The following is a 25,094-nucleotide window of genomic DNA, read 5'->3' as shown; positions in this document are numbered from 1 at the left end:
GATTCAGAGGGCGCAGGGAAGACCGGGTGCTGGCTGCACCCGCGGTCTCGTGTGCGATTTGCGCAAAAGAAAATGCACACGAGCATACAGGTACAGCGGGAGCATCCCGGCCTTCCCTGCGCAATGGCTTTACGGCTTACTTCGTGCTCTTCCCGGAGAACGGCTCTTTTGCCTCCGTCGCTGCGCAAATAGTTTCACGCAGCTTAACGCCAGCACCGCGGCGCCCGAACCACACGACTTCGCCGTACGCTTCCTGCGCCTACGTCTAGCGCATTCCGCGTCCACCGCATCTCACCGCACGTTCGTGACGATCGCGAGCGCCCCTCAATGGGTGAGACGGGCGGAATATGTGACTGATTTGCCTCTCGCGTTAAGCGGAATATTTTTGATTCCTGGGCTTGACACGATTTCTGAAAATCAGAAGTGATTTGCCGGTCGTGCCAATTGGCCGCAGCCGCGAATTGAAATTTCGCTTGGGCGCGAGGCAAATCAGTTCGCAGTTTGTAGGGTGGGCAAAGCGCAAGCGTGCCCACCATCACGAAACGCGCTCGATGATGGATGGTGTGCACGGCGCATGCGCGCCTTTGCCCACCCTACATCATTGCGAGCCGCGGCTACGCCATCAGCCTACGACGACTTCGCTGATCTGGATCACCGGAGACTGATCGGTATAGTTCGGGATGTCTGCCATGATCTCCTTGGCATGCGGCCCGAAGCCGGTCTGGAACGCCTCGATTGAGTCGCAGAAGATGTGGCACATGCCGACATAGGTGGCGGGAGCGCCGGGCGCGCCGCCGGCCAGGCCCTTGTCAACCGTGTAGGACCTGCAGGCGTCGCCCATGCGCGCTTTCACGAGCGGCATATGCTTGTCGCGGTAGTAGTCGTGATCAAAGCGCCCGCCGGGCGTATTGGGATACATTACGCTTACCTTGATCATGGACGTGCCCTCCGATTCCTGCGTTCGCCGTTATGCTCCGGCAATGCCCGAAATCTGTGTCAGTTTTGCGGATCTTGCAACCGGAAGCCGGCGGCCTTCGCCTTATCCTACCACCGCCGCGCGTCTGTTCACGCCATCGCGCGTTTTCAAGCACGGCTTTTCAAATCGCGGTGAGAGCCGTCGCACGGCTATCCGCTTTTGCGGTGCGATACCCAATTGGGTGGAGTGATTTCACGATAAAAAGAGGATATCACCAATGACCAAGTCTATCCCAACACTCGCCGCCGCGTTGCTGATGACCGCGATCGCAACGCCCGTGTTCGCGCAACCCGCGATCCAGGAGCCCGGCGCTTTTTCTTTCTATTATCCCAATGCCGACGTGCTCGGCGGCCGGCCGGCATACCGGTCGTTCGATCAATCGAACGCCTATTACAATTCCCGCGCGTACTACGGTGGAGCTGTGCCTGCGCCCGAACCGCGGCTGCGCCAGAGGTCGACGCGACATTATCGCAGGGCGCAGTAGGGTGAGCGTGCAGCCCGGATGGCCCGTTGGGCCATCTGCGCTGCTTCGTTAAGCAGCTATTTGCGCACATCCTCCAGGATCATCGTCGCACCTTTCTCCGCGATCATCGCCGTCGGCGTGTTGGTGTTGCCCGATGTGATCGTCGGCATCACCGACGCATCCGCGACGCGCAATCCGCCGATGCCGTAGAACCGCAACCGCTCGTCGACCACCGCCATCGGATCGTTGGCGGTGCCCATCTTCGCGGTGCCGACGGGATGGAAGATCGTGGTGCCGATATCGCCGGCGGCCTTTGCCAGTGACGCATCATCGTCGCCGACGCTCGGGCCGGGCAGGTATTCGACCGGATGATATCGCTCGAGCCGCTTCTGCTTCATCAGCCGCCGCGTGGTGCGGATAGCATCGGCCGCGACCTGGCGGTCGTCGTCGGTTGAGAGATAGTTCGGCGCGATCGACGGCGCTTCGTCAGCTCGTGCCGCGCGGATGCGCACGGTGCCGCGCGAGGTCGGCTGCAGATTGCAGGCGCTCACGGTAATCGCGGGGAAGCGGTGCAGGGGATCGCCGAACTTGTCGAGCGACAGCGGCTGCACATGAAACTGGATGTTGGCGCGCGCGCGGGTAGCGTCGGAGCGCGTGAAGATGCCGAGTTGCGAGGGCGCCATCGTCAGCGGCCCGCGGCGGCGGAAGGCATAGTCGAGCCCCATCATCCCGCGCCGGACCAGCGACCAGTAGGTCTCGTTCAGCGTGCGGACACCCTCGACCTTGTAGATCGCGCGCTGCTGCAGATGGTCCTGCAGATTGCGCCCCACACCCGGTCTGTCGAGCACCACATCGATGCCGAGCGGTGACAGCCAGTCGGCCGGTCCGATGCCGGAGCGGTGCAGCACCTGCGTCGAGCCGATCGATCCCGCGCACAACACGACTTCGCCTTTGGTGCGGGCCTCGACCACCTCGTTATTCTGGATGAAACGCACGCCGACGGCGCGGCCGTTTTCGATGATGAGCCGGTCGACCAGCACGTGCTTTTCCAGCCGCAGATTGGCGCGGTTGAGCGCCGGCTTGAGAAAACCGCGCGCGGACGACCAGCGCCGGCCGCGCTTCTGGTTGACGTGGAAATAGCTCACGCCCTCGTTGTCGCCGGTGTTGAAATCCGCAATGCGCTTGATGCCCATTTCCTCGGCGGCGTCGCCGACCGCGTCGAGAACCTCCCAGGACAACCGCGGCGCCTCGATGCGCCAGCCGCCGCCAATGCCGTGATGTTCGCTTTCGCCGAGGAAATGATCCTCCAGCCGCTTGAACAGCGGCTTTACGTCGTCATAGCCCCAGCCGGTGAGGCCGAGCTGGCGCCAGTGATCGTAATCGGCGGATTGGCCCCGCATCGAGATCATCGCATTGATGGCGGAGCAGCCGCCGATCACCTTGCCGCGCGGATAGGCGAGGGAGCGCCCATTGAGCCCAGGCTCCGGCTCGGTCCGAAACATCCAGTCAGAGCGGGGATTGCCGATCGCAAAGAGATAGCCGACGGGGATGTGAAACCAGATCCAGTTGTCGTTGCCGCCGGCCTCCAGGATCAGCACGCGGTTTTTGGGATCGGCCGACAGCCGGTTGGCCATGATGCAGCCGGCGGTGCCCGCGCCCACCACGATATAATCGAAATCGCCTTCAAGCCTTTTCGGCATGCTCAGTTTCCGCCCGTCACGCGCCCCTTATGCCTAATAGTCAGACGTGGATGGCCGGGACAAGTCCCGGCCATGACGTCCGGGAATGGGCGGCGTCCCCAGGGCTGTTGGGTGGACCGCCGCTTGCATGCTACAGAGGTCTAACGTTCCAACCTGAGGTTCGAGAATTCCCATGCCCATCGTCAACCGCGTCGCCGATCTGCAACCCGATATCCAGGCCTGGCGCCGCGTTATCCATCAAAATCCCGAGTTGCTGTACGACGTGCACCGCACTGCAGCATTCGTGGCCGATCGGTTGCGCGAATTCGGCTGCGACGAGGTCGCCACCGGCCTTGGCCGTACCGGCGTTGTTGGCGTCATCAAGGGCAAGCAGCCCGGCAAGGGCGAGATCAAGGTGATCGGGCTTCGCGCCGACATGGACGCGCTGCCGATCGAGGAGGCGACCAACCTTCCTCATGCTTCCAGGACGCCGGGCCTGATGCACGCCTGCGGCCATGATGGTCACACCGCGATGCTTTTGGGTGCAGCGCGGTACCTCGCCGAAACCAGGAATTTTGCTGGCGATGCGGTCGTGATTTTCCAGCCGGCCGAGGAGGGCGGCGCGGGCGCCGCCGCCATGATCCAGGACGGGCTGATGGACCGGTTCGGCATCGAGCAGGTCTACGGCATGCATAACGGTCCGGGTATTCCGGTCGGCTCGTTCGCCATCCGCTCCGGTCCGGTGATGGCGGCAACCGACTCGATCGACATCAAGATCGAGGGACTCGGCGGACACGCCGCACGCCCCAACAAATGCATCGATTCCGTCTTCGTCGGCTCACAGCTCATTACCGCCCTGCAGTCGATCGTCTCGCGGACCATTGATCCGCTGGAGTCGGCGGTGATCTCAATCTGCGAGTTCCACGCCGGCAACGCCCGCAACGTGATCCCGCACACCGCGGAACTCCGCGGCACTGTGCGGACACTAACGCCGGAAGTCCGCGAGATCGTCGAGAAGCGGGTGCGCGAGGTGTGTGAGGGCGTAGCCAGGATGACCGGGGCCAAGATCGACCTCGTCTATGAGCGCGGCTATCCCGTGACCAAGAACCACGCCGAGCAGACCGAGTTCGCCACGCAAGTGGCCAAGGAGGTGGCCGGTGCCCAGAACGTCCACGAGATGCCGCCGCTGATGGGCGCGGAAGACTTTTCCTACATGCTGGAGGCGCGGCCGGGCGCGTTCATCTTCTGCGGCAACGGCGACAGCGCGGGGCTTCATCACCCCGCCTACGATTTCAACGACGAGGCGATCGTGTACGGCACCTCGTACTGGATCAAGCTGGTCGAGAACAAGCTGGTGGCGTCGTAACGCGCGCGACGCCACTTCAACTTCGATCGCACATGACGTGCGAGAGAGCATCAAGGAAGGCCTGTATCTCCAATACAGGCCTTCATTATTTGCCGCTCAGCCGCAACTTGAAGTGCGGGGAGGGCTCTTCGCCTTCAGTATGAGGACGGTGGTCACGCGGCGCTCAATAGCGCTCCGGTACGTACATTTCGCGGGGAATCGGCCCGCGGCTATATTCCGGATGGCGAACCCGCGGCGGCAGTACCACCGGTTCTACCTTGATTTCATGGTAGGGAATTTGTTCGAGCAGATGCGCGATGCAGTTCAGCCGTGCCTTCTTCTTGTCGTCGGCTTCGACCAGCCACCAAGGAGCTTCCGGAATGTGGGTACGCTCCAGCATCGCTTCCTTGGCCTTGGTATATAGCTCCCAACGGCGGCGCGATTCCACATCCATCGGGCTGAGCTTCCACTGCTTGAGCGGATCGTGGATCCGCATCATGAAGCGCAAATGCTGCTCTTCGTCAGTGATGGAAAACCAGTACTTGATGAGGGTGATGCCAGAGCGCACGAGCATGCGCTCGAATTCCGGCACCGACCGGAAGAATTCCTCGACTTCGTCTTCAGTGCAGAAGCCCATCACACGCTCGACGCCGGCGCGGTTGTACCAGCTGCGGTCGAACAGTACGATTTCGCCGCCGGCAGGCAAGTGCGAAACGTAACGCTGGAAGTACCATTGGGTGCGCTCACGCTCATTCGGCGCCGGCAGCGCCGCGACGCGGCAGACCCGCGGATTGAGCCTCTGGGTGATGCGCTTGATGACGCCGCCCTTCCCGGCGGAATCGCGCCCCTCGAAAATCACCACCACCTTGAGCTGGTGGTGCTGCACCCAAGTCTGCAATTTTACCAATTCACCCTGCAGACGGAATAATTCCTTGAAGTACACGCGACGATCGATCGTCTCTTCTGCCGTATGGTCGGCAAATTCATTGGTCAGCGCATCGAGGCGATCGTCGTCGATCTCAAGTTCCAGTTCCTCATCGAAACTGTCCAGCATTTCCTCCCGAATCGGGTCGTGGATCAGCTTGGTGCCCTTCGGGGGCTTTTTGGTCATGGCGGGCTCCGGCTGCAGAGCTGTTGGGTTCGCGTGATGTGTGAATGTCGGTGTCCTATCATCCTCCGTCAGGTACTCTGCGGAAAGCAGAAGGCCGCAGTTTGGTTCCGGTCTCCCGCTATCCGTCGGGGCCTGCCACGGCAGCGTGCCGGCCGCATCATCGATGGGCGTCAGGTTCGAGAACGGTACGTAGAGGCTCGCCGACAGCAGATCGCGGCCAGCACCATGCCAGTAGGAGATTGCGACCGTTAATGACAGTTGGGCTATCCCGGCCGCATATGGCCAGGGACGCGCGCTGTCTGGGCCACAGGTGGTTCAAGGAAATTCCACAATATTTCTTCGCCCCTGTCGGAACGCCGCCTCCTCCATCCGTCCTTGTCACGGGAGCGGCAGCGCGCCGGCCAGTAACTGATAGAGAAAGGCAGCGTCGATGAGGGTCACACAGCATCTCTGGTTCGAAAAGGATATGGAGGCCGCGATCGGCTTCTACACCTCGCTGATCCGCGGCTCGTCAGTCCAGCGGGTTTCGTCGCTGCCGGCCGAGAGCCCAAGCGGCCCGCCCGGCAGCGTCAAGATCGCGGCCTTTACCCTGGGCGACCAGCGCTATATGGCGATCGAGGCGGGGCCCCTCGACCCTTTCAACCACAGTTTCTCGATCATGGTCGAATGCGAGACGCAGGCCGAGATCGATCGCTTGTGGGATGCCTTGAGGGAAGGCGGCAAGATCGAACAATGCGGCTGGTTGCAGGACCGCTGGGGCCTGTCCTGGCAGATCGCGCCCAAACGGCTCGGCGAATTGATGAATGATCCCGATCCCGCGAAAGCCAAGCGCGTTGCCGAGGCCATGCTGAAGATGGTCAAGTTCGATATTGCTGAACTGGAAGCCGTGGCGAGAGGCCAGAGCCTTTTCGGTTCTGATTGAATCAGAACCAGGCTTTCGCTGGAAAACGCTATGGCAAGAGGGTCGCGCGCTGCACGGCGCCGGGGCTGGAGGTGGGGAACCGCGCAGCGCGTCGACATGTGGGAGCATCATAGCGTGAGCAGACGTCCCACATTCCCTGCCACATTCCTTTGAGAATGCGATTGTGTCTTCTATCAATTAATAGTTGCAAGCGGGATTGTCAATTTTTCCCGTTATATTTCAACAGAAATTGCGACTATCGGATTGGCGGAATTCAGGCTGCATGTGCCGATTTTCGCAGCACGTCGGCGGCGATTTTGAGGTCGTGGACGAAGCGCCGGTATTCGCGCGCCTTGGCGTCGGCGTCCGGCAATCGCAGCAGATAGGACGGGTGCACCGTCACCAGCGCCCGGGTGCCGTCGTCGAGATCGATCGCGCGGCCGCGGTTCTTGTTGATCGGCGTAATTTTCCCGAACACGCTTTGCGCTGCGGTTGCGCCCATTGCCACCACCAGATCGGGCTTGATCGCGGCCAGCTCGCGCTCGTACCACTGCCGGCAGGCCTTGATCTCCGGCGTGTTCGGCTTCTGGTGCAGTCGGATCTTTCCGCGCGGCACGAACTTGAAATGCTTCACCGCATTGGTGACGTAGACCGTGCGGCGGTCGATGCCGGCTTCTTCCAGCGCGCGGTCGAGCATTTGCCCAGCGGGCCCGACGAACGGTTTGCCGGCGAGGTCTTCCTTGTCGCCGGGCTGCTCGCCGACCAGTATGATCCGCGCGGTTTGCCGGCCTTCGCCGAACACGGTCTGAGTAGCATTCTTGTAGAGATGACAGGCGCGGCAATCGGCGGCTTCTTCGCGCAGCGTCTCGAGATCATCGGCGTGTTTGCGGGGCATATCGCTTGCCTTATCGTTGCTTGCCAGGGGTTTAATCGATGAAGCCTCCGGCAGGTTCCGCCAGTTATTCCGGGACATCTCCTTTTGCATGGTCTGCGCTTTCAGCCGGGCGGGATTGAAAATGCTGGCGTAATAGCGCCGCCAGGTTTCCTCCAGCCGGTCCGCGCTAGGGGCTTCGCTTCTGTCGACGCCCGGCGTGAACGAGATGACGTGGCCGTCCCAATGCGCGCAAAGATCAGGCGTCAGGATCGACCAGGGCATGTCGGCGAAACGGCGCGCGAAGAACGGGGCGGCCAGTTCGACAATGTGGTGCTCCGGCTCGAACCAGGCGACGAAGTGCGATTTCTGCTCGCGGCCTATTTCGCGGAAGCGGACAAGGACATGCATCCTGTGCTCGTCTCGGCGCACGGCCTTGGCCATCGCGGTGATCTCGGCCACGTCAGGATCGGTCGCGAGTTCAAGCAGATCGTGATGCGTTCGCAACCGCCATAGCAGGCGATAGAGCAGGGCGAAGCGCTCGGGGTTGCGGTGCAAGATCGCAACCTCCGCCAGTTCAACGAATCTGGCCGGCACGTTGAAGGTGCCCCGTGGCGGCTCGAGCGGCGGCGCGGTCGGCGCGAACAGTTCGGGCGCATCATCAGCCACGCGCCAGCTCACGTCGGACGGTTTTACGTCATTCAGCGCCAGCGCCCGGGCCGCTTTACGCCAGCCATCGAAATCAGTTTGGTTGTCTAGGATGATGTGGTGCATGTGCTTACTCCACACTCTCTGCCGGCATCCCCGCGCAACGGCTTAGCCGTCGTCTGGAGGGGCCCGCGAATCCCTTTGATTCCGCTCATGAATCGCCAAAGCGTCGATCTCGATTGACTCTGCCGGCGCTGTTAGCTTTATATTAGAACATATCATGAACAAATGAGCCAGCCGCGCGTTCACTTAGGGAAGAAGCGGCAAAGGCCAATTTTCTGAAGGAACGGCGGATGAGCACCGCACGCACAAGCACGCTTGCGAGTTTGCGCGGAAGCATCGAGCGCCTGGAGGCGCATGGCGATGCGCATGACCTCAACAAGATTACGCTTGGCCATAAGGCGGCGGATGCTGTGCTGCACGGCGGGCTTGCGCTCGCGGCGGTGCATGAAGTGTTCGCCGAGGGGCACCAGAGCGTATCAGCAACCGGCTTCATCGCAGGGCTGGCGGGAAGGGTATCGCCGCGCCGGCCGCTGGTCTGGGTACGGCAGGATTTTTCGGAAATTGAATCGGGCGCGCTGTCGATGAGCGGGCTCGCCGAACTCGGGCTCGATCCGCGGCTGCTCGTTACCGTGCGCGCGACCGACACCGACGCTGCGCTGCAGACCGCCGCCGACGCGCTGGCCTGCGACGCGCTCGGCGCCGTCGTGTTGGAAGTCTGGGGGCAGGCGCGTCAGCTCGATCTCGTCGCCAGCCGCAAGCTCACGCTGGCCGCGCAAGCCTCCGGCGTCACCGCATTGCTGCTGCGGGTGGCGGCGGAGCCGCGCCCCTCGACAGCGGAGACAAGATGGATCGTGCGCGCGGCGCATTCGCCGCCGTCAGCTCCGTGGAGCGCCTGGGGCGCGCCGGTGTTCGACGCGCAGCTCGTTCGTAACCGTCATGGCCCGGTCGGCCGCTGGATCATGGAATGGAATTGTGATGAGTGCCTATTCAGTGAACCGTCGGCGTATACTCAGCCTCTGGCTGCCACGCCTGCCCATCGACCGCATCAAGCGCAAGCTTTCGCCGGCCAGCGCCGCGCAAGCTGAAAATTGCCAAGCGGTTTCGTGCAACGCTGTCTACGACACGACCGGTGCGCTCCCTCCCCCCTTGCGGGGGAGGGCGGGGGAGAGGGGTGGCGGCAACGGCAGTGCTCGTGGCTTACCCCTCTCCCTAGCCCTCCCCCGCAAGGGGGGAGGGAACGACAGCGGTGCGCAGGCTGACACCTCTCACCACACGACCGATGCACTCCCTCTCCCGCTTGCGGGGGAGGGTTGGAGTGGGGGTCTCGCCGCGAGTCCCACTCTCAAGATGACGCAAACCTATCCCTCTGTCGTCGTCACCAAGCAGCACAATGCCATCCTGATCCATTCGCTCGACGAGGCCGCCGTCCAGGCCGGCCTCTCGATCGGTCTGCCGCTCGCCAATGCGCGCGCGATCTGCCCTGAGCTGACGGTGTTCGACGCGGATGAGGTTGCTGATCGCAAAACGCTTGAAGACATCGCCGACTGGTGCGACCGCTTCACCCCGCTGGTTGCGCTCGATCCGCCGTACGGCTTGTTCCTCGACATCACCGGCTGCGCCCATCTGTTCGGCGGCGAGCGCGCGTTGCTGCAGATCGTCAGCAGCGCGCTGAGCCGCCGCGGCTTTGCCGTCAGCGCCGCGATCGCCTCCACCGCGATCTGCGCCCGCACGCTGACGCGCCAGACGTCCGGAAAGATCGTTGCCGAGGGCGAGGAGGCCGAAGCCGTCAGTCCGTTGCCGGTATCTGCGCTCGGCGCCGGTGATGGCATCACCGCCGGCCTGCGCCGCGCCGGGTTGAAGACCATCGGCGACGTCGCCTCGCGCGCGCCGCACGAAATCACGGCGCGGTTCGGTGCGCCCTTCACGACGCTGTTGCAGCAGGCACTCGGGCAGGGCGATGCGCCGATCAGCCCACGCAAACCGCCGCCGGATTACATCGTCGAGAAACGTTTTCCCGATCCGGTCGCCACCGACATCGTGATCGCGATGAACCTGTCCGCGCTCGCTCAAATGCTTGTCACGGCGATGGACAAGCAGGGCAAGGGCGCGCGGCGGCTGGAGGCGAGCTTCTTCCGCACCGACGGCGCGGTGCGCACGATCTCGGTCGATACCGGGCGTCCGGTGACAAAAGCTGAAGTGATCGACCGCCTGTTTCGCGAGCGGCTCGATGCGCTCAACGATCCCCTCGACCCCGGTTTCGGTTTCGATCTCATTCGTCTCTCCGCCAGCCGCACCGAAATCGTGGTGCAGCAGCAGCGCGATCTCGATGCCAATGTCCATGACAATGACGAGCTGTCCGCGCTGATCGACCGCATCGCCGCGCGCATCGGCGGAAAACGCGTCGTCGTGCATCTGCCGGAGGATACCCACATCCCCGAACGCGCGGTGCTGTCGGTGCCAGCGCAGCATCATCTGGCGGCCGCAGCGCAGGCGGGATGGCCCGAGCGTATCGAGGGCGAGCCGCCGCTGCGCCCGTTGCGCCTGCTCGAAAAGCCGGAGCCGATAAAAGTGCCGTTCGCAACCGTGCCCGACGGCCCGCCGCACCAGTTCACCTGGCGGCGCGTCACGCACGCGGTGGTGCGGGTGGAGGGGCCCGAACGCATCGCGATGGAATGGTGGAAACAAAACGGCAGTGGCCCGACGCGGGATTATTTCCGTATCGAGGATGAAGCGGGACTTCGTTTCTGGATTTTTCGCGACGGCCTCTATGAAAGCGAACCGGACGAGGAAGGCGAACCCGCTTCTATCAGATGGTTCGTGCATGGATTGTTTGCATGAAAAACCCTGTTTCCGACTATGCCGAAATCGGCATCACCACCAATTTCTCGTTCCTGCGCGGCGGTTCGGACCCGCGCGCCTATGTGCATCAGGCGAGCGAGCTTGGTATTCCCGTGATCGGCATCGCCGACCACAACACGCTGGCCGGCGTGGTGCGCGCCTGGAGCGAGCTCGACAACCCTGCCGTCACGCATAAGCCAAGGCTTCTGATCGGCGCGAGGCTCGTCTTCATCGACGGCACGCCGGACATTCTGGCCTATCCGCGCGACCGCGCGGCTTACGGCCGGCTCTGCCAGTTACTTACCCGCGGCAAGCGCGGCGACGACATCACGCGGATCGAAAAGGGCGAATGCCACCTGAAATTCGACGACCTCCTCGATTTCGCCGAGGGCCAGCTTCTGGTGCTGGCGCTGCCACATCGTTTTGACGTGGCGAGCGCGCAGGCAACGCTGGAGGGCCTGAAGAACTCTGATGCCGATGGCGTGTGGCTCGCCGCAAGCCTGCTTTACCGTGGTGACGACAGGCGCCGGCTGGCGCGGCTGCATCGCTTGGCGCTCGCGGCCAAAGTGCCGCTGCTGGCGACCAATGAGGTGCTGTACCACCATCCCGCCCGCCGACCGCTGCAGGATGTGCTGACCTGTATCCGGGAAAAGACCACGATTGATGCGATCGGCAGGCGGCTCGAGGCCAATGCCGAACGCTATCTCAAGCCTGTCCATGAAATGGCGCGGTTGTTTCGCGATCTGCCCGAGGCGATTGCGGAAACCATGCGCTTTGCCGATCGCATCAACTTCTCGCTCGACCAGCTCAAATACCAATATCCGGACGAACCGGTGCCGCCGGGCAAGACCGCGCAACAGCACCTGGAAGACCTGACCTGGGCCGGTGTCGACAAATATTTCGGTGGCGTAATCGACGACAAGCTGCGCGCCACCTTGCGCAAAGAGCTCGATCTGATCGCCGAGCTGAAATACGCGCATTATTTTCTCACCGTGCACGACATCGTCCGCTACGCGCGCAGCCAGAACATCCTGTGCCAGGGCCGGGGATCGGCGGCCAACTCTGCGGTCTGCTACGTGCTCGGCATCACCTCGGTCGATCCGACCAAGGTCGACCTGTTGTTCGAGCGTTTCATTTCCAAGGAGCGGCTGGAGCCGCCCGACATCGACGTCGATTTCGAGCATTCGCGGCGCGAGGAGGTGATGCAATATGTCTATCGCCGCTACGGCCGTCACCGCGCCGCGATCATTGCAACCGTCATCCACTACCGCCCGCGCAGCGCCATCCGCGATGTCGGCAAGGCGCTGGGGCTGACCGAGGACGTTACCGCAGCCCTCGCTGACACCGTGTGGGGAAGCTGGGGCAAGGGCCTCAACGAGATGCAGGTCCGCCAGGCCGGGCTGGATCCTGCGAATGCGATGGTCGAACTCGCGGTTGCGCTCGCTTCCGAGCTGATCGAATTCCCCCGCCATCTGTCGCAACATGTCGGTGGCTACGTGCTGACGCAGGATAGGCTCGACACCTATGTGCCGATCGGCAACGCCGCGATGGACGACCGCACCTTCATCGAATGGGACAAGGACGACGTCGACGCGCTTCATATGATGAAGGTCGACGTGCTGGCGCTGGGCATGCTGACCTGCATCCGCAAGAGCTTTGATCTGATCGCCGACCACAAGGGGCGGCGTTACGAGCTGGCCGATATCAAGTCGCAGGACGACGACGAAGTTTATCAAATGCTGCAGCGAGGCGAATCCCTCGGCGTGTTCCAGGTCGAGAGCCGCGCCCAGATGAACATGCTGCCGCGCCTGAAACCGCGCACCTTCTACGACCTCGTCATCGAAGTGGCGATCGTGCGGCCGGGCCCGATCCAGGGCGACATGGTGCATCCCTATTTGCGGCGGCGAAACGGCCAGGAAAAGGTGAGCTATCCTTCGCCGGCGCCCGAGCACGGCCCTTCGGACGAATTGTACCGCGTGCTGCACAAGACGCTCGGCGTGCCCTTGTTCCAGGAACAGGCGATGCGGATCGCGATCGAGGCTGCAAAATTCACGCCCGAAGAAGCCAACGGCTTGCGCCGCGCGATGGCGACGTTTCGTAACGTCGGCACCATCGGTAAATTCGAGGCCAAGCTGATCAACAACATGATCGCGCGCGGCTACGACCCGGAATTCGCCAAGAGCTGTTTTGACCAGATCAAGGGTTTTGGCTCTTACGGCTTTCCGGAAAGCCACGCCGCAAGTTTTGCGCAGCTCGTCTATGTCTCGTCATGGCTGAAGCACTATCATCCGGATGCGTTCTGCTGCGGCCTGCTCAATTCGCAGCCGATGGGCTTTTACGCTCCCGCACAGATCGTCGGCGACGCCCGCAAGAACGACGTCGAGGTCCGCGAGATCGACGTTTCCTACAGTTTTGCCCAGAACACGCTGGAGGAGGGGAGTGGGAAGTATTGCGCCGTACGGCTCGGCTTCCGTCAGATCGACGGGTTTCACTGGCTCGATGAAGACGAGGAGCGGCTGAAGCGAATGCAGTCGTCGTTCCGGGGCATATCAGAGGCAGAATCCGATGTGGTCAGCCGCACCGGGACTGTACTCCCTCTCCCGCTTGCGGGGGAGGGTTGGGGTGGGGGTGTCTCCGCGAGTCACACTGCCCGTATGGAGAGAGCTTCCCCCACCCGGATCGCATCTTGCGATGCGATCCGACCTCCCCCGCAAGCGGGAGAGGTGAAGCGTGCCCGCGGACCAGCCGCTCTGGAAACAGCAGACTGGGCCGACCGCATCGTCGCCGCCCGTCAACGCCGGCCCTTTACCTCGCTGGAGGAATTTGCCCGCGACACCGGCCTGCCGAAGCGCGCGCTAATCCTGCTCGCCGACGCCGATGCCTTCCGCTCGATCGGGCTCGATCGCCGCGCGGCGTTGTGGGCGGTGCGGCGGCTGCCTGACGATGTGCCGCTGCCGCTGTTTCAGGCCGCGATCGCCCGCGAGCAGCCTGACGAGAACGCCAAGCCGCTGCCCGAGATGCCGCTGCCGGAGCAGGTGGTCGCCGACTACCAGACGGTCCGGCTGTCGCTGAAGGGCCACCCGATGGAATTTTTGCGCGAGATGTTCACGAAAGAGCGTGTCGTCCCTTGCAAGGACGTCAACCATAGTAACGACCGCCGCCGTATCCGCTGCGCCGGCGTGGTACTGGTGCGGCAGCGGCCGGGCAGCGCCAAGGGCGTCGTCTTCATGACGCTGGAGGACGAGACCGGCATCGCCAATATCGTGGTGTGGCCCAAGGTGATGGAGCAGTACCGCAAAGAAGTGATGGGCGCCCGCCTGATCCTGGTCGAGGGCTACATCCAGAGCAGCCCGGAGCAGGTGACGCATCTGGTGGCGCAGCGGATGTTCGACCGCTCCCACGATTTGATCGGCCTCGCCAATGATGCGTTAAGCCGCAAGCCTCCGGTGCCCGCAGGGCCCGCGCTGGTCGAACCGCTCAACGACGACCGCCGCGATCACCCTGACGCGCCCGCGCAGAAAATCCGTCACCCCCGCGACGTCCGCATCCTGCCGCCGTCCCGCGATTTTCATTGAGCCGCTCTCTTCACGGCAGTGATCGCCGTGCTTCATTCAGGTGTTGCCGGCACATCGGGATGAAATCCGTCCCGGAGGCGTATGTTTGGGGAACCGGGATTTCGGATGTGCGTTCGTTTCACATGACCTGCGGAGCGCGCTTTGCGCATCAGGGCTTCAGATATGTCACGCCCGCCCGGCACCGGATCCTGCGCTCCAGCCGTAACAGTCAGGTTCACCTGCGGCCACCTGATTCTGACTGTTTCGTCGCGCAAGCCTTTGAGCGACTATCATGGTGCACTTTCTTTACAGGCTTTTTACCGTAGCATTGCTCGTACTTGGCTCCGGAGCAGCACTTGGACAAAGTAGCGAGCCGGCGAACGTCGCCATTCTGCTGGATGTGAATGGAGCGATTGGGCCGGCGACTTCTGAATATATCCGCGATGGACTTGAGGAGGCGCGTCGGCGACAGGCGAAGCTCATCGTGCTGAGGCTGAATACGCCTGGCGGTCTCGACGCCTCAATGCGCGAGATCATAGGAGAGATCCTCAAGTCCCCCATTCCGGTGATCTCCTACGTGACCCCGAGCGGTGCGCGAGCCGCCAGCGCCGGCACCTACATTGTGTATGCCAGCCACCTCGCCGCGATGGCGCCGAGTACGCATCTCGGTGCAGCCACGCCCGTCCAGCTTGGCGGTGGCTCCGGATGGCGCACCGATGACAAGAAAGATGATGACAAGAAAGACGGTGACAAGAAGGACGGTGACAAGAAAAGAGCCCCGTCGCCGGCCAATGCAGGCGAGGCGAAGGCGATCAACGATGCGGTTGCCTACATCAGGGGACTGGCAGAGCTGCGGGGACGAAATGTTTCCTGGGCGGAGAAAGCCGTCCGGGAAGCCGCCACTCTCACCGCGAGCGAGGCCCAGTCGCAGCGGGTCGTCGAGATCGTTGCGAAGGATTTATCCGATGTGTTGTCTCAGGCCGACGGCCGAACCGTAACGATCAATGATCAACAGGTCGCGCTGCATACCAGGAGCCTGGACACAACGGCAATCGAGGCCAATTGGCGCAACCGCATTCTGGCCACGATTACCAATCCGAACGTCGCATACATACTCATGCTGATCGGACTCTACGGGCTTCTATTCGAGTTCATCAGTCCAGGCGCTGTCTTCCCCGGGGTGATCGGCGGAATCGCTCTCCTGGTCGGCCTCTATGCCTTGAATCTCCTGCCGATCAGCTACGCCGGTGCCGGCCTGCTGCTGCTCGGCATTGCGCTGATGATTGGAGAAGCGTTTCTGCCCTCGTTTGGCGTGCTCGGAATTGGCGGCGTCATCTCGTTCGCCGTCGGCTCGCTGTTCCTGTTCCGCGGCGACGTGCCGGGTTTCCATCTCTCATGGGCGGTGGTCGCCACGGCGACCATTGCCAGCGCGGGATTCCTGGTGATTGCACTCGCGGCAGTCTGGCGGGCGCATCGCCGCGACGTGGTCACGGGCGAAGCGGCTCTGCTCCGCAGCGCGGGGCAGGTGCTGTGGTGGGCCGACGGCAAAGGCGAGGTCCTGGTCGGAGGAGAACGTTGGGCGGCGAAATCGGAAAGCGAGTTCACCCGGGGTGACCGCGTGCGTGTTCTCGAACGTCAAAACCTGAAGCTGCTCGTCGAGCCAGATCCTGACGTCCCACCGAAATCATGAGGAGTGAAACCATGCCAGCATTCATAACAGACACCCTCCCGTATATCGTGATCGGAGCCATAATCATTGCGGTATTCCTGTCGGCGATTCACATCATGCGAGAATACGAGCGTGCGGTAGTCTTCACATTGGGGCGCTTTTCCGGCGTGAAAGGTCCCGGGCTCATCATATTGGTGCCGATCGTCCAGCAATACGTTCGGGTAGATCTTCGTACGCTCGTGCTCGACGTTCCAAGCCAGGACGTGATTTCTCGCGACAACGTCTCGGTAAAGGTCAACGCGGTTATCTACTTCCGCGTGGTCGATGCGGACAAATCCGTTATCCAGGTGGAAAACTTCATGGCGGCCACCAGCCAGCTCGCACAGACCACCCTCAGGTCCGTGCTTGGCAAGCACGAGCTGGATGAAATGCTGGCAGAGCGGGACAAGCTCAATCGCGACATTCAGGAAATTCTCGACAGCCAAACCGATGCGTGGGGCATCAAGGTCGCGAATGTCGAAATCAAGCACGTCGATATAAACGAGAGCATGATTCGTGCCATTGCGCGTCAAGCCGAGGCCGAGCGGTACCGCCGCGCAAGAATCATAGGCGCCGAAGCAGAGCAGCAGGCCGCCGAGAAACTGGTAGAAGCAGGCGAGATGCTCGCAAGGAGGCCGGAGTCCATGCAATTGCGCTACCTGTCGACGCTGCAGGACATTGCGGGTGAGAAGAATTCGACGATCGTGTTCCCGGTGCCCGTGGAGTTTCTTCAAGCTCTGGCAGCGCCGGCGACAATCCAGCGGGAGACGGCAAGTCGCCGGCGGGGATCAGAAGCTGCCTAGCCGTGGCATGGCGGAAGTCTGCCGGGCTGACGCTGCTCTTCACTATGCACTCATCCATTGAGTTTTTCGGACTGCAGCGGCAAAGATCGCTTCGACGTTTTCCGGCGCAAAAAATTCCGTCGGCGATATCGTCCCGGCATTCAGGCGCGCAAAGCCATCCATGGCTGCCTGGTTGCCGTAAACCGCCTCAAGAATCTGCTGCAGCTCGGGTGGCGGAGGCTCAAGCCTTGCGAGTTCGCAAGTGAAGTCGTACATCGCCCCGGCCTGCGCATCGCGATTGTGCTGGTACTCACTCATGGCAAGCTCGAATGGCCGCAGACCCGACAGCGATCGGTCAAGAGCCGTGGCGCAGAGTTCGGCGTCTCGGAAAGCGTCGAGAATTCCCTGTGCTGTTATGAAGTCTTTGTTATAGCCGGCGTCCCCTACGAGTGCCCAGCCAGGGCCGTAAGGCTTGCGAAAATAATTCGGCACCGCCGCGCCGGCGAAGGGTGCTTCGCGTGTTGCGCTGCGTAGTGCCTGGCAAAGTCTGGCGCCAAGTCAATTGCTTTCAAGTAGTTGCCCTCGATGTCTTTCTTGTTGTCGGCAAACTCTGGGTAAGGCCATCCGGCAATTACGAGCGTCAGATCGTCGTGGGTCGGCACTGCCGCAAATCCGCGCTTGTCGCGGATATAGGTTTCAAAGCGGCCGTCCATGGGCAGCTCGCTCCAATAGCTGTAATAAGCTGCCAACAGGGGCGGCTTCTCGCGGTATTGCTCGGGGTGGACCGCCTCGCTCAGCATGGAGTGCCGGCCGTCAGCCCCCACGATAACGTCGGCATATTCCGTGACGGAGCCGCCATGCTTCGACCGACCCTTGATACCGACTACCCGCTCGCCGTCGATAATTATTTCCTCGACGATAAAACCCTGACGCACCTCCGCACCGGATTCGGCGGCGGCATCGACGAGCAGTTTGTCGAGGATTGTCCGCCGCGGGCAGTAGGCAACAGGATCATTATCCGTGCCCGGGGTGCCGGCAATTGTGAAAGCACCAAAATCGAAGGAGTAGGTATGGATCGGCGGACATCCGGTCGCCACCAGACGGTCGAGCAAACCCCATCGCGATAGCGCATTCACAGCGCGGGGATGCAGGAGATGAGTTGAGACGGTGTCGCTCGGGAATGAAGCGCGGTCGACCGCCAGCACCCGGTAACCCCTGCGCGCCAGCAACATCGCTGTTGGCGAACCGGCGCAGCGCGCGCCTAGGACAATCACGTCAAATGCCTTGCTCATCGAACCCTCTTAAAAAATGCTTGCGGGGCCGGGCTCACGGGGCCAGGCTGATCGTGTCGGCCTGAACACTCATAGCTTCAATTTAGCGGAAAACCGAAGTCCAAACTTTGCCGGAAGTCCTTGTTTCTTTGCAGCCCGTTCCGCGTTCATATCGTCGGAGCAAGTAAATGGATGCTTTATCGGAGGCGCTGACGTCCGTGCGCATGACCGGCGCCATCTTTTATCGTGCGGAGTGCACCGCTCCCTGGGGGTTCCGTGTACCGCACCTGCAGAACGTCGCCCACTTGCTTGCCCCCGGGACCGAGCGCCTGATCAGCTATCACCTGGTCACCCAAGGAAAAGCGGTCGTATGCTTCGCCGACGAAGAGAATATCGCCGTCACCGCCGGGGATATCCTGATCATTCCCCACGGCGATGCTCATACCGTTTCGAACGGCCCGCCATCGACTTTCGTTGACAGCGGAGCTTCACTCGGCAGTTTTCTGGCGGGCGATCTCACGACAATGCAATTGGGTGGCGGCGGCGAACTGACCACCTTTGTCTGCGGCTATTTCGGCTGCGAGCGACATGCGGAGCGGCTTTTCCTTGCTGGCCTGCCGCTGATGATCAAGATCAATCTCCGCGGCGATCCGGCCGGCGAATGGCTGGAGAGCTCGGTTCGCCATCTCGTTTGCCAGGCTGGATGTGCGCGGCCGGGACATTCGGTCCTTCTCTCCAAGATGGCGGAAGCGCTCTTCATCGAAGCCATCCGCCGCTATATGGAGGCGCTGCCGGCAGAGCAGACCGGCTGGCTTGCAGGTGCGCGGGATCCGGTCGTCGGCGGCGCACTGGCGCTCCTGCACCGCAAACCCTATCATCGTTGGACAGTGGAAGAACTTGCCGCCGAAACCGCGGTTTCGCGCTCGGTTCTTGCCGAGAGGTTTTCCCGGTTTCTTGGCGAGCCGCCACTGACCTATCTTGCCCGCTGGCGATTGCAGCTCGCCGCCAGAATGCTCCAAACGACCACGGAGTCGGTGGTCGAGGTGGCGTGCGAGGTCGGGTATGACTCAGAAGCCGCGTTCAATCGGGCATTCAAGCGCGAATTCGGCCTCCCTCCAGGACAATTCAGACGATCGCGCTCCCGACCGCAACTGGTTGGAGGTGCTGGGCCAACTCATAGCCCATCGCGTGCGGTATGAGGGGACGAGCTCGCCGATCCGCCAGTCCGTCTCTACCAGTAGATCAATCCCCTTCGTGTCGCCGCGGCTCCGTTTTTCGCAAATGCTGCTGCAAGTCTCTGCTTTTCGGCGCAATGTGCAGCAAGCTTTTCGTAGATCCTTGCCTCCACGAATGGGGCGTGTTCTCTGTTGCTGGACACCGCATTAGCAGTCGCCGATATCAGAGCACCGATTTGGCGTATCAGCAGATCGTCGGTCGATGGCTGCATATCCTCCTCCCTCGATCCTGGTTCCGACTGGATTCTTTGATGTCGGTTCACCGCGCGTCGCTAGCCGAACCGCAGATGCTGGCTGCGACAGATTGCTCGCGCTACTGGTGTTTAGTGCGAGAGATGAACCCTGCGCATGTCCCTTAACCGAGCCAGGCAATATTCCCGGTACAGTATGTTGATCAGGTTCCACATGATCGAACGCCCGGTTGATCATTCGTCACGCTACCAGCAGATTGTTTCCGGATTTCTTCGTCGGCCGGGAAAATGGCTTCGCCAGAAGGGCAGAATATTTAATACGGCCGCGGGCGACGAAACACCTTCACGACGTCGTGACTGCTATTCCCGGTACGTTGGCTGCCGCAGCCCATCGTCCGGACCTTCAATCCATCTTCGGATCGTGTTCGTCCTTGACCAGCGTCAGTAGCGTCAGCGTTAGGAACGTGAACACCGCGATCGTCACCGCAACATGGTAGCTGCCGAGGCCGACGGAAATCCCGATCGCGCCGGTGGCCCACAGGCTTGCCGCCGTCGCCGTGCCCTGCACGGTCGTGCCCTGCTTGAGGATCGCGCCGCCGCCGATGAAGCCGATGCCGGTGATCACCCCTTCGATCACCTTCGACATGCCATCGGGAGAATTCACCATCAACTGTTCGCTGGCTTGCACGAAACCGCAGCTTGCCAGCGCCACCAGCGGGAAGGTTCGCAGGCCTGCGCTGCGCGCCCGCTTCTCGCGATTCCATCCGATCGGTACGGCCAGCGCGAACGAGGCGGCCAGCGTCAGAAAATGGATGCCTATCTGAGTCCAGTCCAAAACACGCCCTTCTGAAATAGAAGTCGCGCAACCCGCGACGCAGGCGTGTAACGCCGCAAAGCGGCGCAGGTTTCAGCGCGGCGGCTGTTGTGTCACCGGGTGCTGCCGACGACGGTCGTGCTCGGCGCGGCGCTCGTGATCGCAGCCTCGGTCCGGTACTGCGGCAAATGATGTTCGAGCGAATAGAAGACGCACAGCGCAAGGCTGGACCAGACGGCCAGGCTGAAATAAAGCGACATCCAGGCAATCTCGTCTTTCCACTCGGCAAGGTCGTGCGTCACGACCCAGCGCGTGCTGACGTCGCGCAAGCCCTCGCGCGGCGTCAGGCGCTTGTCGCCATCGGCGTCTCCGGTCCGCCAGCGCTTCAGGTACATCGGGACGTCGATCGTCATCAGAAACGCCAGGAAGCCCACGATGCCCGCGATGGCGACGACGAGGCCTATGCGAACCGCACCATTGAATTCCGGAAGCAGGCGGCAAAGGCCGACGCCGACGGCGAAGAAGGCGACCGCCCAAAGCGAGTTTTCGATGGCGTTGCCGAGATAATTCCTGGTCAGCACCGCATACCATGAAAGGCATTCCGCGATCAGGATCAGCGGCACGATCACCCACGCGACATTTACGGTCGTTTCCGCGCCGGTCATGGTGCCGAGGTGGTGCAGGATAATCGCCCATTGCACCACGAAGCAGATCTCGGCCACGGTCGCCACCGAACGTCCAACCATGACGCTCGACAGCCAGGTGTCGACCAGGCAGATCCGCTGCACATCGGCGCGCGGTAGAATCGACCTGAAGGCGCAGCCGAACACATAGGCCGCGCAGAACAGCAGCATCATCCCGATGCCGGACGAGCCGCCGGCAGCGCCGGTCGGCTGGACGGGAAGCTCGCGATACAGCGCGAACCAGATGGCGATATTGACGCCGCTCACCAGCGTCAGCAGGCCCCACCACCAGGACACGGGATTCGACCAGGCCAGGGAACCTGACCGCGCCTGCCATTCCAAGCTCATTCGCCGCTCCGCCGTAATCGAACTGACATGTGAATGTAATAATACAGTCACATATCGAAGCCAATGGCGACGAGAGTAGGGCGGGGCGGGATGGGCACTCCGGCGGGGAGGATGGCCATGAGGCGGGCCTGCATCCTTCGAGACGCGGCAAAGATGCCCGCTCCTCATCAGGATGAGGTTCTATGCCGGTATCTGATGGGCAGATTTAACGCGCGGTTGCGGAATCTCCCCTCATGGTGAGGAGACGCCAAGCGCCGTCTCCGGACGATGCTTCGCATTGCCGGGAGAACCATGAAGCCCCTGCGGCGGAGACGCCGCTCCTCAAGACAGGAATTTCACGCCGTAGGTCTTGCCGCGACGCCAGACCACTTCGCATGACTGGCGCGTCGTATGGTCGGGCACCAGCGCCAGTTGAAAGCTGTCCCTGACGTCGAACGCGACATCGGTCACAATCTTGGCGCCGCCCGGTGAGACGTCCAGGACAAAGCATTCAATCCTCGTTGTCCCGTTGTCGGTCGTCATCCATGTCGGCCGCTTGCGGAGCTCGCGTCGCGGTTCGCGCTGCACCTTTGTCCTTTGCTCGTCGACAATCATCGTGGCCATCCGTCATTGGACCCAGTGGCTGGGGTCATCGAAGCAGGCGTCACAATGAGGGTAAGTTCGTAAAGTTCAGTTAGCTTATCGATTCAAATTGACCGGTTTGGTTTTCGAGTTGTAAGCCGAGCTCTCACAACCTTGCCAGTTCCGTCGAGATGTTAAGGCCTCCGCAATGTGCCCACCATCACTTGCACCGGACGCTGGAATGGTGGGCACGACGCAAGGGCGCCTTTGCCCACCCTACAACCCGTCGTCAAAAATTCACGCGGTTCGAGATCGCGCCGTCGACGACGAGGTTCGAGCCGGTGGTGAACGAGGAGGCGGGGCTCGCCAGGAACACGGCTGCATTGGCGATTTCCTGCGGCGTCGCCATGCGGCCGGTCGGGTTACGCGCCAGCGCATCCTGGTAGCGCTTCGGCATATTCTGCTCGACCATGTTCCAGATGCCGCCCTTGAAATAGACCGTGCCCGGCGACACCACGTTGACGCGGATTTTCTTGTCCGCGTATTGCCGCGCCAGTCCCTTGGCCATGTGGATCAGCGCCGCCTTGATCGGGCCGTAGGAGCTGGCGCTATCCGCCTGCGCCGCCGAGATCGACGATATGATGATGAAGGCCGCGTCGCCGGTCTTCTGCGCGCCCGCTTCGAGCAACGGCCGCGCAGCCTCGAATGCGTTGACGGCGCCGAGCACGTCGAGCCGGAAATTCTGCTCCCATGAGGCAGGATCGCCGCCTTGCGCCATGGCGCCGGCATTGGAAAACAGCATGTCGATGCTGCCCAGCTCGGCGGCCGCATCCGACAGCCATGATTTCAGCGCGGCCGCGTCGGTGACGTCAACCGGCGCGCCGGTCGCGCGCACGCCAAGTCCTTTCAGCTCGGCAACGGTGGCCGCGACCTGATCCGCATTGCGGGCGCAGACGGCGACGCCCGAGCCTTCGCCCGCCAGCGTTTCGGCAATTGCCCGTCCGATGCCGCGCGTGCCGCCGAGCACAACGGCGTTTCTGCCTTTCAAACCCAAGTCCATTTTGTTTTTCCTTAGTTGATTCCGCAGCATTGTAGCGGCGACGGCGGTTACGGCGAAAGCTCAAACCGAGAAAGCCTCTTCCTTTCCGTCATTCGGGAGCGTTCTCGATGAACTCGTAGCCGGATGTGCGCACTACTCCGGCGCCGCGCCCACCGGCGGGCCGCCGGGCGGACGGTGCAGGAAGGTGATCGTCGCGTAGGCACCGAGCCACGAACCGAGTGCGGCGAAGGCGACGTAAACCCAGTTCTCGGTGTAGCTGATGACCGCGAACGATGAGAGCAGATACCAGACGCTGCTCCAGGTTGCCGCCGGCACACGCTTGCGCGCCACCACCGCCGAGGTGAACATAACGTAGACCGCATCCGTTGCGGCGGTCGCAAGCAGAACGGCTCCCGCCGTCAGGGGATCGATGGCAGCCATTGCAACTCCTCTGGTGGTCGGGCAGAGCTTGAGAAAACTAGGGAAGAGACACGCCGATGCAAAGCCCCAGAGAAATCCTCTCCGATATCTGGACCTCCATTGGCGGCGATCCGTCCGCGCTTGGCGCGCTCATGTTGACCGGCGACGAACCGCAATTGCCGTCGTCGTTTCGCGTCGCCGCCGCGGCGCAGGTCAGCGTCGCGGCAACCGGGCTTGCAGCCGTCGAGATCTGGAAGATGCGCAGCGGCGAGGCGCAGGACGTCGCGGTGGATATGCGCCATGCCGTGGTCGAATGCCGGAGCGAACGTTATCTGCGCGTCGACGGCAAGCCGCCGCCGCCGGCCTGGGACGCCATCGCCGGTATCTACAAGATCCGCGACGGCTTCGTGCGCCTGCACACCAATTTTCCCCATCACCGCGACGCCGTCTGCAGAGTGCTGAACTGCAAGCCGGAGCGTGACGCGGTGCAGGCCGCGCTGTTGCAATGGGACGGCGAGGCGTTCGAGACCGCGGCCTATACGAGTGGTGGCGTCGTTGCCTTCATGCGCTCGCATGACGAATGGTTGGCGACACCACAGGCCGAGGCGCTCGCCAGATTGCCGCTGATCTCGATCACGAAGATTGGCGAGGCTCCGCCAAAGCCGTGGCCCAAGGGCGGGCGGCCGCTCGCAGGTATCCGTGTGCTTGATCTGTCGCGTGTCATCGCTGGTCCCGTTGCGGGGCGAACGCTCGCCGCGCATGGCGCCGACGTGCTGCTGATTTCGGGGCCAGATTTGCCGGCGATCCCCTGGCTCGTCATCGACACCGGCAGGGGCAAGCTGACGAGCTTTGTCGAACTCAAGAGCGAACACGGGCGTGGCGTGCTACGCGATCTGCTGGCGCAGGCGGATATCTTTTCGCAGGGCTATCGACCTAGCGCACTCGCCGCCCTCGGCTTCTCGCCGGAGGATGCTGCGCGCATCAGTCCCGGTATCATTTGCGTCTCGTTGTCGGCCTACGGTCATGCCGGGCAATGGGCGGAACGTCGCGGCTTCGACTCGCTGGTGCAGACGGCGACCGGGTTCAACCATGCCGAGGGGCAGGCCGCAGGTCTCGATGGACCGAAGGAATTGCCGGCGCAGATGCTTGACCACGCCACCGGTTACTTCATGGCGTTTGGCGCCATGATGGCCAAGGCGCGCCAGGCGCACGAGGGCGGCAGTTGGCAGGTCCAGGTCTCGCTGGCGCAGACAGGAGGCTGGCTGTGGAATCTCGGCCGGGTCGCCGACGGTCTTGCGATCGAGGATTTGAAGGGGGAGGTGGTGAAGCCGTTCATCGAGGAGGTGGGCTCCGGCTTCGGGCCACTGCGGTACGTGACGCACTCCGCACTGTTGTCGAGAACGCCAGCCTTCTAGGCTCGCCCGGCGATGCCACTCGGCAGCCACCCGCCGCAATGGCCGGTACGCGAATAGGAGGTCCCGCGCTCAGGGCTGCCTCTCCAAACTTTGATCGCGTCCGCTACGGCGATTCTCGTTTTTGGTGTGGGCACACGCCCATGTTTCCTGCCCACTCGGTTTGTGGTTGACGCGATCC

The 25,094-nt window shown here is 62.3% G+C and carries 21 protein-coding genes; 10 read left to right on the top strand and 11 right to left on the bottom strand.

Going from position 1 to position 25,094, the window contains the following annotated elements; all coding sequences use genetic code 11:
* Positions 1 to 622: 622 nt before the first annotated feature.
* Positions 623 to 937, bottom strand: coding sequence for an EthD family reductase (locus tag YUO_RS0120590; RefSeq protein ID WP_028348979.1), 315 nt, complete (start codon positions 935 to 937; stop codon positions 623 to 625).
* A 256-nt stretch (positions 938 to 1,193) separates the two neighbouring features.
* Between YUO_RS0120590 and YUO_RS41250 the strand changes: the two genes are divergently transcribed.
* Positions 1,194 to 1,460: a hypothetical protein gene (locus tag YUO_RS41250; protein WP_035727133.1), complete on the top strand. Its 267-nt coding sequence runs from the start codon at positions 1,194 to 1,196 to the stop codon at positions 1,458 to 1,460.
* 56 nt (positions 1,461 to 1,516) lie between these two features.
* On the opposite strand, the gene YUO_RS0120580 is transcribed toward YUO_RS41250, so the two are convergent.
* Complete coding sequence (locus YUO_RS0120580; protein ID WP_028348978.1) at positions 1,517 to 3,139, bottom strand: GMC family oxidoreductase; 1,623 nt, start codon at positions 3,137 to 3,139, stop codon at positions 1,517 to 1,519.
* A gap of 172 nt (positions 3,140 to 3,311) precedes the next feature.
* On the opposite strand from YUO_RS0120580, the gene YUO_RS0120575 reads away from it, so the two are divergent.
* The gene (locus YUO_RS0120575) at positions 3,312 to 4,484 is read left to right on the top strand and encodes a M20 aminoacylase family protein (RefSeq protein WP_028348977.1); all 1,173 of its coding nucleotides are present in this window, start codon (positions 3,312 to 3,314) and stop codon (positions 4,482 to 4,484) included.
* A gap of 163 nt (positions 4,485 to 4,647) precedes the next feature.
* Here the strand turns inward: YUO_RS0120575 and ppk2 are convergent, their stop codons facing one another.
* Positions 4,648 to 5,574: a polyphosphate kinase 2 gene (gene ppk2 / locus YUO_RS0120570; protein ID WP_051379538.1), complete on the bottom strand. Its 927-nt coding sequence runs from the start codon at positions 5,572 to 5,574 to the stop codon at positions 4,648 to 4,650.
* A gap of 430 nt (positions 5,575 to 6,004) precedes the next feature.
* Here ppk2 and YUO_RS0120565 point away from each other — a divergent pair, with 430 nt between their 5' ends.
* Positions 6,005 to 6,496, top strand: coding sequence for a VOC family protein (locus YUO_RS0120565; RefSeq protein ID WP_028348975.1), 492 nt, complete (start codon positions 6,005 to 6,007; stop codon positions 6,494 to 6,496).
* Positions 6,497 to 6,749: 253 nt separating this feature from the next.
* On the opposite strand, the gene YUO_RS0120560 is transcribed toward YUO_RS0120565, so the two are convergent.
* Positions 6,750 to 8,120, bottom strand: coding sequence for a UdgX family uracil-DNA binding protein (locus tag YUO_RS0120560; protein WP_028348974.1), 1,371 nt, complete (start codon positions 8,118 to 8,120; stop codon positions 6,750 to 6,752).
* 227 nt (positions 8,121 to 8,347) lie between these two features.
* Between YUO_RS0120560 and YUO_RS0120555 the strand changes: the two genes are divergently transcribed.
* The 5 genes from YUO_RS0120555 (at position 8,348) to YUO_RS0120535 (ending at position 16,960) form a co-directional block, all read left to right on the top strand.
* The gene (locus tag YUO_RS0120555; RefSeq protein WP_028348973.1) at positions 8,348 to 9,142 is read left to right on the top strand and encodes an ImuA family protein; all 795 of its coding nucleotides are present in this window, start codon (positions 8,348 to 8,350) and stop codon (positions 9,140 to 9,142) included.
* Between the two features lie 262 nt (positions 9,143 to 9,404).
* Positions 9,405 to 10,895 carry a Y-family DNA polymerase gene (locus YUO_RS0120550; protein ID WP_051379537.1) on the top strand — a complete coding sequence of 497 codons (1,491 nt, stop codon included), beginning with the start codon at positions 9,405 to 9,407 and terminating at the stop codon, positions 10,893 to 10,895.
* Positions 10,892 to 14,470, top strand: a complete 3,579-nt coding sequence (locus YUO_RS0120545) for an error-prone DNA polymerase (RefSeq protein WP_028348971.1) — start codon at positions 10,892 to 10,894, stop codon at positions 14,468 to 14,470. The genes YUO_RS0120550 and YUO_RS0120545 overlap by 4 nt, the downstream gene beginning before the upstream one ends.
* 271 nt (positions 14,471 to 14,741) lie before the next feature.
* Positions 14,742 to 16,139, top strand: coding sequence for an NfeD family protein (locus YUO_RS0120540; RefSeq protein ID WP_028348970.1), 1,398 nt, complete (start codon positions 14,742 to 14,744; stop codon positions 16,137 to 16,139).
* Positions 16,140 to 16,150: 11 nt separating this feature from the next.
* Positions 16,151 to 16,960: a slipin family protein gene (locus tag YUO_RS0120535; RefSeq protein ID WP_051379543.1), complete on the top strand. Its 810-nt coding sequence runs from the start codon at positions 16,151 to 16,153 to the stop codon at positions 16,958 to 16,960.
* Positions 16,961 to 17,002: 42 nt separating this feature from the next.
* On the opposite strand, the gene YUO_RS47220 is transcribed toward YUO_RS0120535, so the two are convergent.
* Positions 17,003 to 17,257 (bottom strand): hypothetical protein, encoded by a 255-nt coding sequence (locus YUO_RS47220; RefSeq protein WP_198028061.1) that lies wholly within the window; start codon positions 17,255 to 17,257, stop codon positions 17,003 to 17,005.
* A gap of 125 nt (positions 17,258 to 17,382) precedes the next feature.
* Positions 17,383 to 18,231: an NAD(P)/FAD-dependent oxidoreductase gene (locus tag YUO_RS41245; RefSeq protein WP_198028060.1), complete on the bottom strand. Its 849-nt coding sequence runs from the start codon at positions 18,229 to 18,231 to the stop codon at positions 17,383 to 17,385.
* Positions 18,232 to 18,398: 167 nt separating this feature from the next.
* Here YUO_RS41245 and YUO_RS0120525 point away from each other — a divergent pair, with 167 nt between their 5' ends.
* Positions 18,399 to 19,409: an AraC family transcriptional regulator gene (locus YUO_RS0120525; RefSeq protein ID WP_028348968.1), complete on the top strand. Its 1,011-nt coding sequence runs from the start codon at positions 18,399 to 18,401 to the stop codon at positions 19,407 to 19,409.
* Between the two features lie 630 nt (positions 19,410 to 20,039).
* Here YUO_RS0120525 and YUO_RS0120520 read toward each other — a convergent pair.
* From YUO_RS0120520 to YUO_RS0120500, 5 genes are all read right to left on the bottom strand, one after another.
* Positions 20,040 to 20,471, bottom strand: coding sequence for an MgtC/SapB family protein (locus YUO_RS0120520; RefSeq protein WP_028348967.1), 432 nt, complete (start codon positions 20,469 to 20,471; stop codon positions 20,040 to 20,042).
* Positions 20,472 to 20,563: 92 nt separating this feature from the next.
* Positions 20,564 to 21,481, bottom strand: coding sequence for a hypothetical protein (locus YUO_RS41240; protein WP_035727129.1), 918 nt, complete (start codon positions 21,479 to 21,481; stop codon positions 20,564 to 20,566).
* 321 nt (positions 21,482 to 21,802) lie between these two features.
* A complete protein-coding gene (locus YUO_RS0120510) occupies positions 21,803 to 22,075 on the bottom strand; it encodes a PilZ domain-containing protein (protein ID WP_035727192.1) in 273 nt (90 codons plus the stop codon).
* A 256-nt stretch (positions 22,076 to 22,331) separates the two neighbouring features.
* Positions 22,332 to 23,102, bottom strand: coding sequence for an SDR family NAD(P)-dependent oxidoreductase (locus YUO_RS0120505; RefSeq protein WP_028348965.1), 771 nt, complete (start codon positions 23,100 to 23,102; stop codon positions 22,332 to 22,334).
* 132 nt (positions 23,103 to 23,234) lie between these two features.
* Positions 23,235 to 23,522: a hypothetical protein gene (locus YUO_RS0120500; protein ID WP_028348964.1), complete on the bottom strand. Its 288-nt coding sequence runs from the start codon at positions 23,520 to 23,522 to the stop codon at positions 23,235 to 23,237.
* Between the two features lie 56 nt (positions 23,523 to 23,578).
* Between YUO_RS0120500 and YUO_RS41235 the strand changes: the two genes are divergently transcribed.
* Positions 23,579 to 24,916, top strand: a complete 1,338-nt coding sequence (locus tag YUO_RS41235) for a CoA transferase (RefSeq protein ID WP_051379535.1) — start codon at positions 23,579 to 23,581, stop codon at positions 24,914 to 24,916.
* Positions 24,917 to 25,094: the final 178 nt, after the last annotated feature.

Source organism: Bradyrhizobium murdochi (assembly GCF_000472965.1).
Classification (GTDB): domain Bacteria; phylum Pseudomonadota; class Alphaproteobacteria; order Rhizobiales; family Xanthobacteraceae; genus Bradyrhizobium; species Bradyrhizobium murdochi.
The sequence above is the reverse complement of the archived record's forward strand: the minus strand, read 5'-3'. Positions and strand labels throughout refer to the sequence as shown.

Bases quoted from the DNA above. Each gene is read 5' to 3' on its own strand.
- YUO_RS0120545 (WP_028348971.1), top strand. From the start codon at position 10,892: ATGAAAAACCCTGTTTCCGACTATGCCGAAATCGGCATCACCACCAAT.
- YUO_RS0120555 (WP_028348973.1), top strand. From the start codon at position 8,348: ATGAGCACCGCACGCACAAGCACGCTTGCGAGTTTGCGCGGAAGCATC.
- YUO_RS0120590 (WP_028348979.1), bottom strand. From the start codon at position 937: ATGATCAAGGTAAGCGTAATGTATCCCAATACGCCCGGCGGGCGCTTT.
- YUO_RS41235 (WP_051379535.1), top strand. From the start codon at position 23,579: ATGCAAAGCCCCAGAGAAATCCTCTCCGATATCTGGACCTCCATTGGC.
- YUO_RS0120560 (WP_028348974.1), bottom strand. From the start codon at position 8,120: ATGCACCACATCATCCTAGACAACCAAACTGATTTCGATGGCTGGCGT.
- YUO_RS41240 (WP_035727129.1), bottom strand. From the start codon at position 21,481: ATGAGCTTGGAATGGCAGGCGCGGTCAGGTTCCCTGGCCTGGTCGAAT.
- YUO_RS0120575 (WP_028348977.1), top strand. From the start codon at position 3,312: ATGCCCATCGTCAACCGCGTCGCCGATCTGCAACCCGATATCCAGGCC.
- YUO_RS0120510 (WP_035727192.1), bottom strand. From the start codon at position 22,075: ATGATTGTCGACGAGCAAAGGACAAAGGTGCAGCGCGAACCGCGACGC.
- YUO_RS0120580 (WP_028348978.1), bottom strand. From the start codon at position 3,139: ATGCCGAAAAGGCTTGAAGGCGATTTCGATTATATCGTGGTGGGCGCG.
- YUO_RS0120525 (WP_028348968.1), top strand. From the start codon at position 18,399: ATGGATGCTTTATCGGAGGCGCTGACGTCCGTGCGCATGACCGGCGCC.
- YUO_RS0120505 (WP_028348965.1), bottom strand. From the start codon at position 23,102: ATGGACTTGGGTTTGAAAGGCAGAAACGCCGTTGTGCTCGGCGGCACG.
- YUO_RS0120565 (WP_028348975.1), top strand. From the start codon at position 6,005: ATGAGGGTCACACAGCATCTCTGGTTCGAAAAGGATATGGAGGCCGCG.
- YUO_RS0120550 (WP_051379537.1), top strand. From the start codon at position 9,405: ATGACGCAAACCTATCCCTCTGTCGTCGTCACCAAGCAGCACAATGCC.
- YUO_RS0120540 (WP_028348970.1), top strand. From the start codon at position 14,742: ATGGTGCACTTTCTTTACAGGCTTTTTACCGTAGCATTGCTCGTACTT.
- YUO_RS41245 (WP_198028060.1), bottom strand. From the start codon at position 18,231: ATGAGCAAGGCATTTGACGTGATTGTCCTAGGCGCGCGCTGCGCCGGT.
- YUO_RS47220 (WP_198028061.1), bottom strand. From the start codon at position 17,257: ATGAGTGAGTACCAGCACAATCGCGATGCGCAGGCCGGGGCGATGTAC.
- YUO_RS0120500 (WP_028348964.1), bottom strand. From the start codon at position 23,522: ATGGCTGCCATCGATCCCCTGACGGCGGGAGCCGTTCTGCTTGCGACC.
- YUO_RS0120535 (WP_051379543.1), top strand. From the start codon at position 16,151: ATGCCAGCATTCATAACAGACACCCTCCCGTATATCGTGATCGGAGCC.
- ppk2 (WP_051379538.1), bottom strand. From the start codon at position 5,574: ATGACCAAAAAGCCCCCGAAGGGCACCAAGCTGATCCACGACCCGATT.
- YUO_RS41250 (WP_035727133.1), top strand. From the start codon at position 1,194: ATGACCAAGTCTATCCCAACACTCGCCGCCGCGTTGCTGATGACCGCG.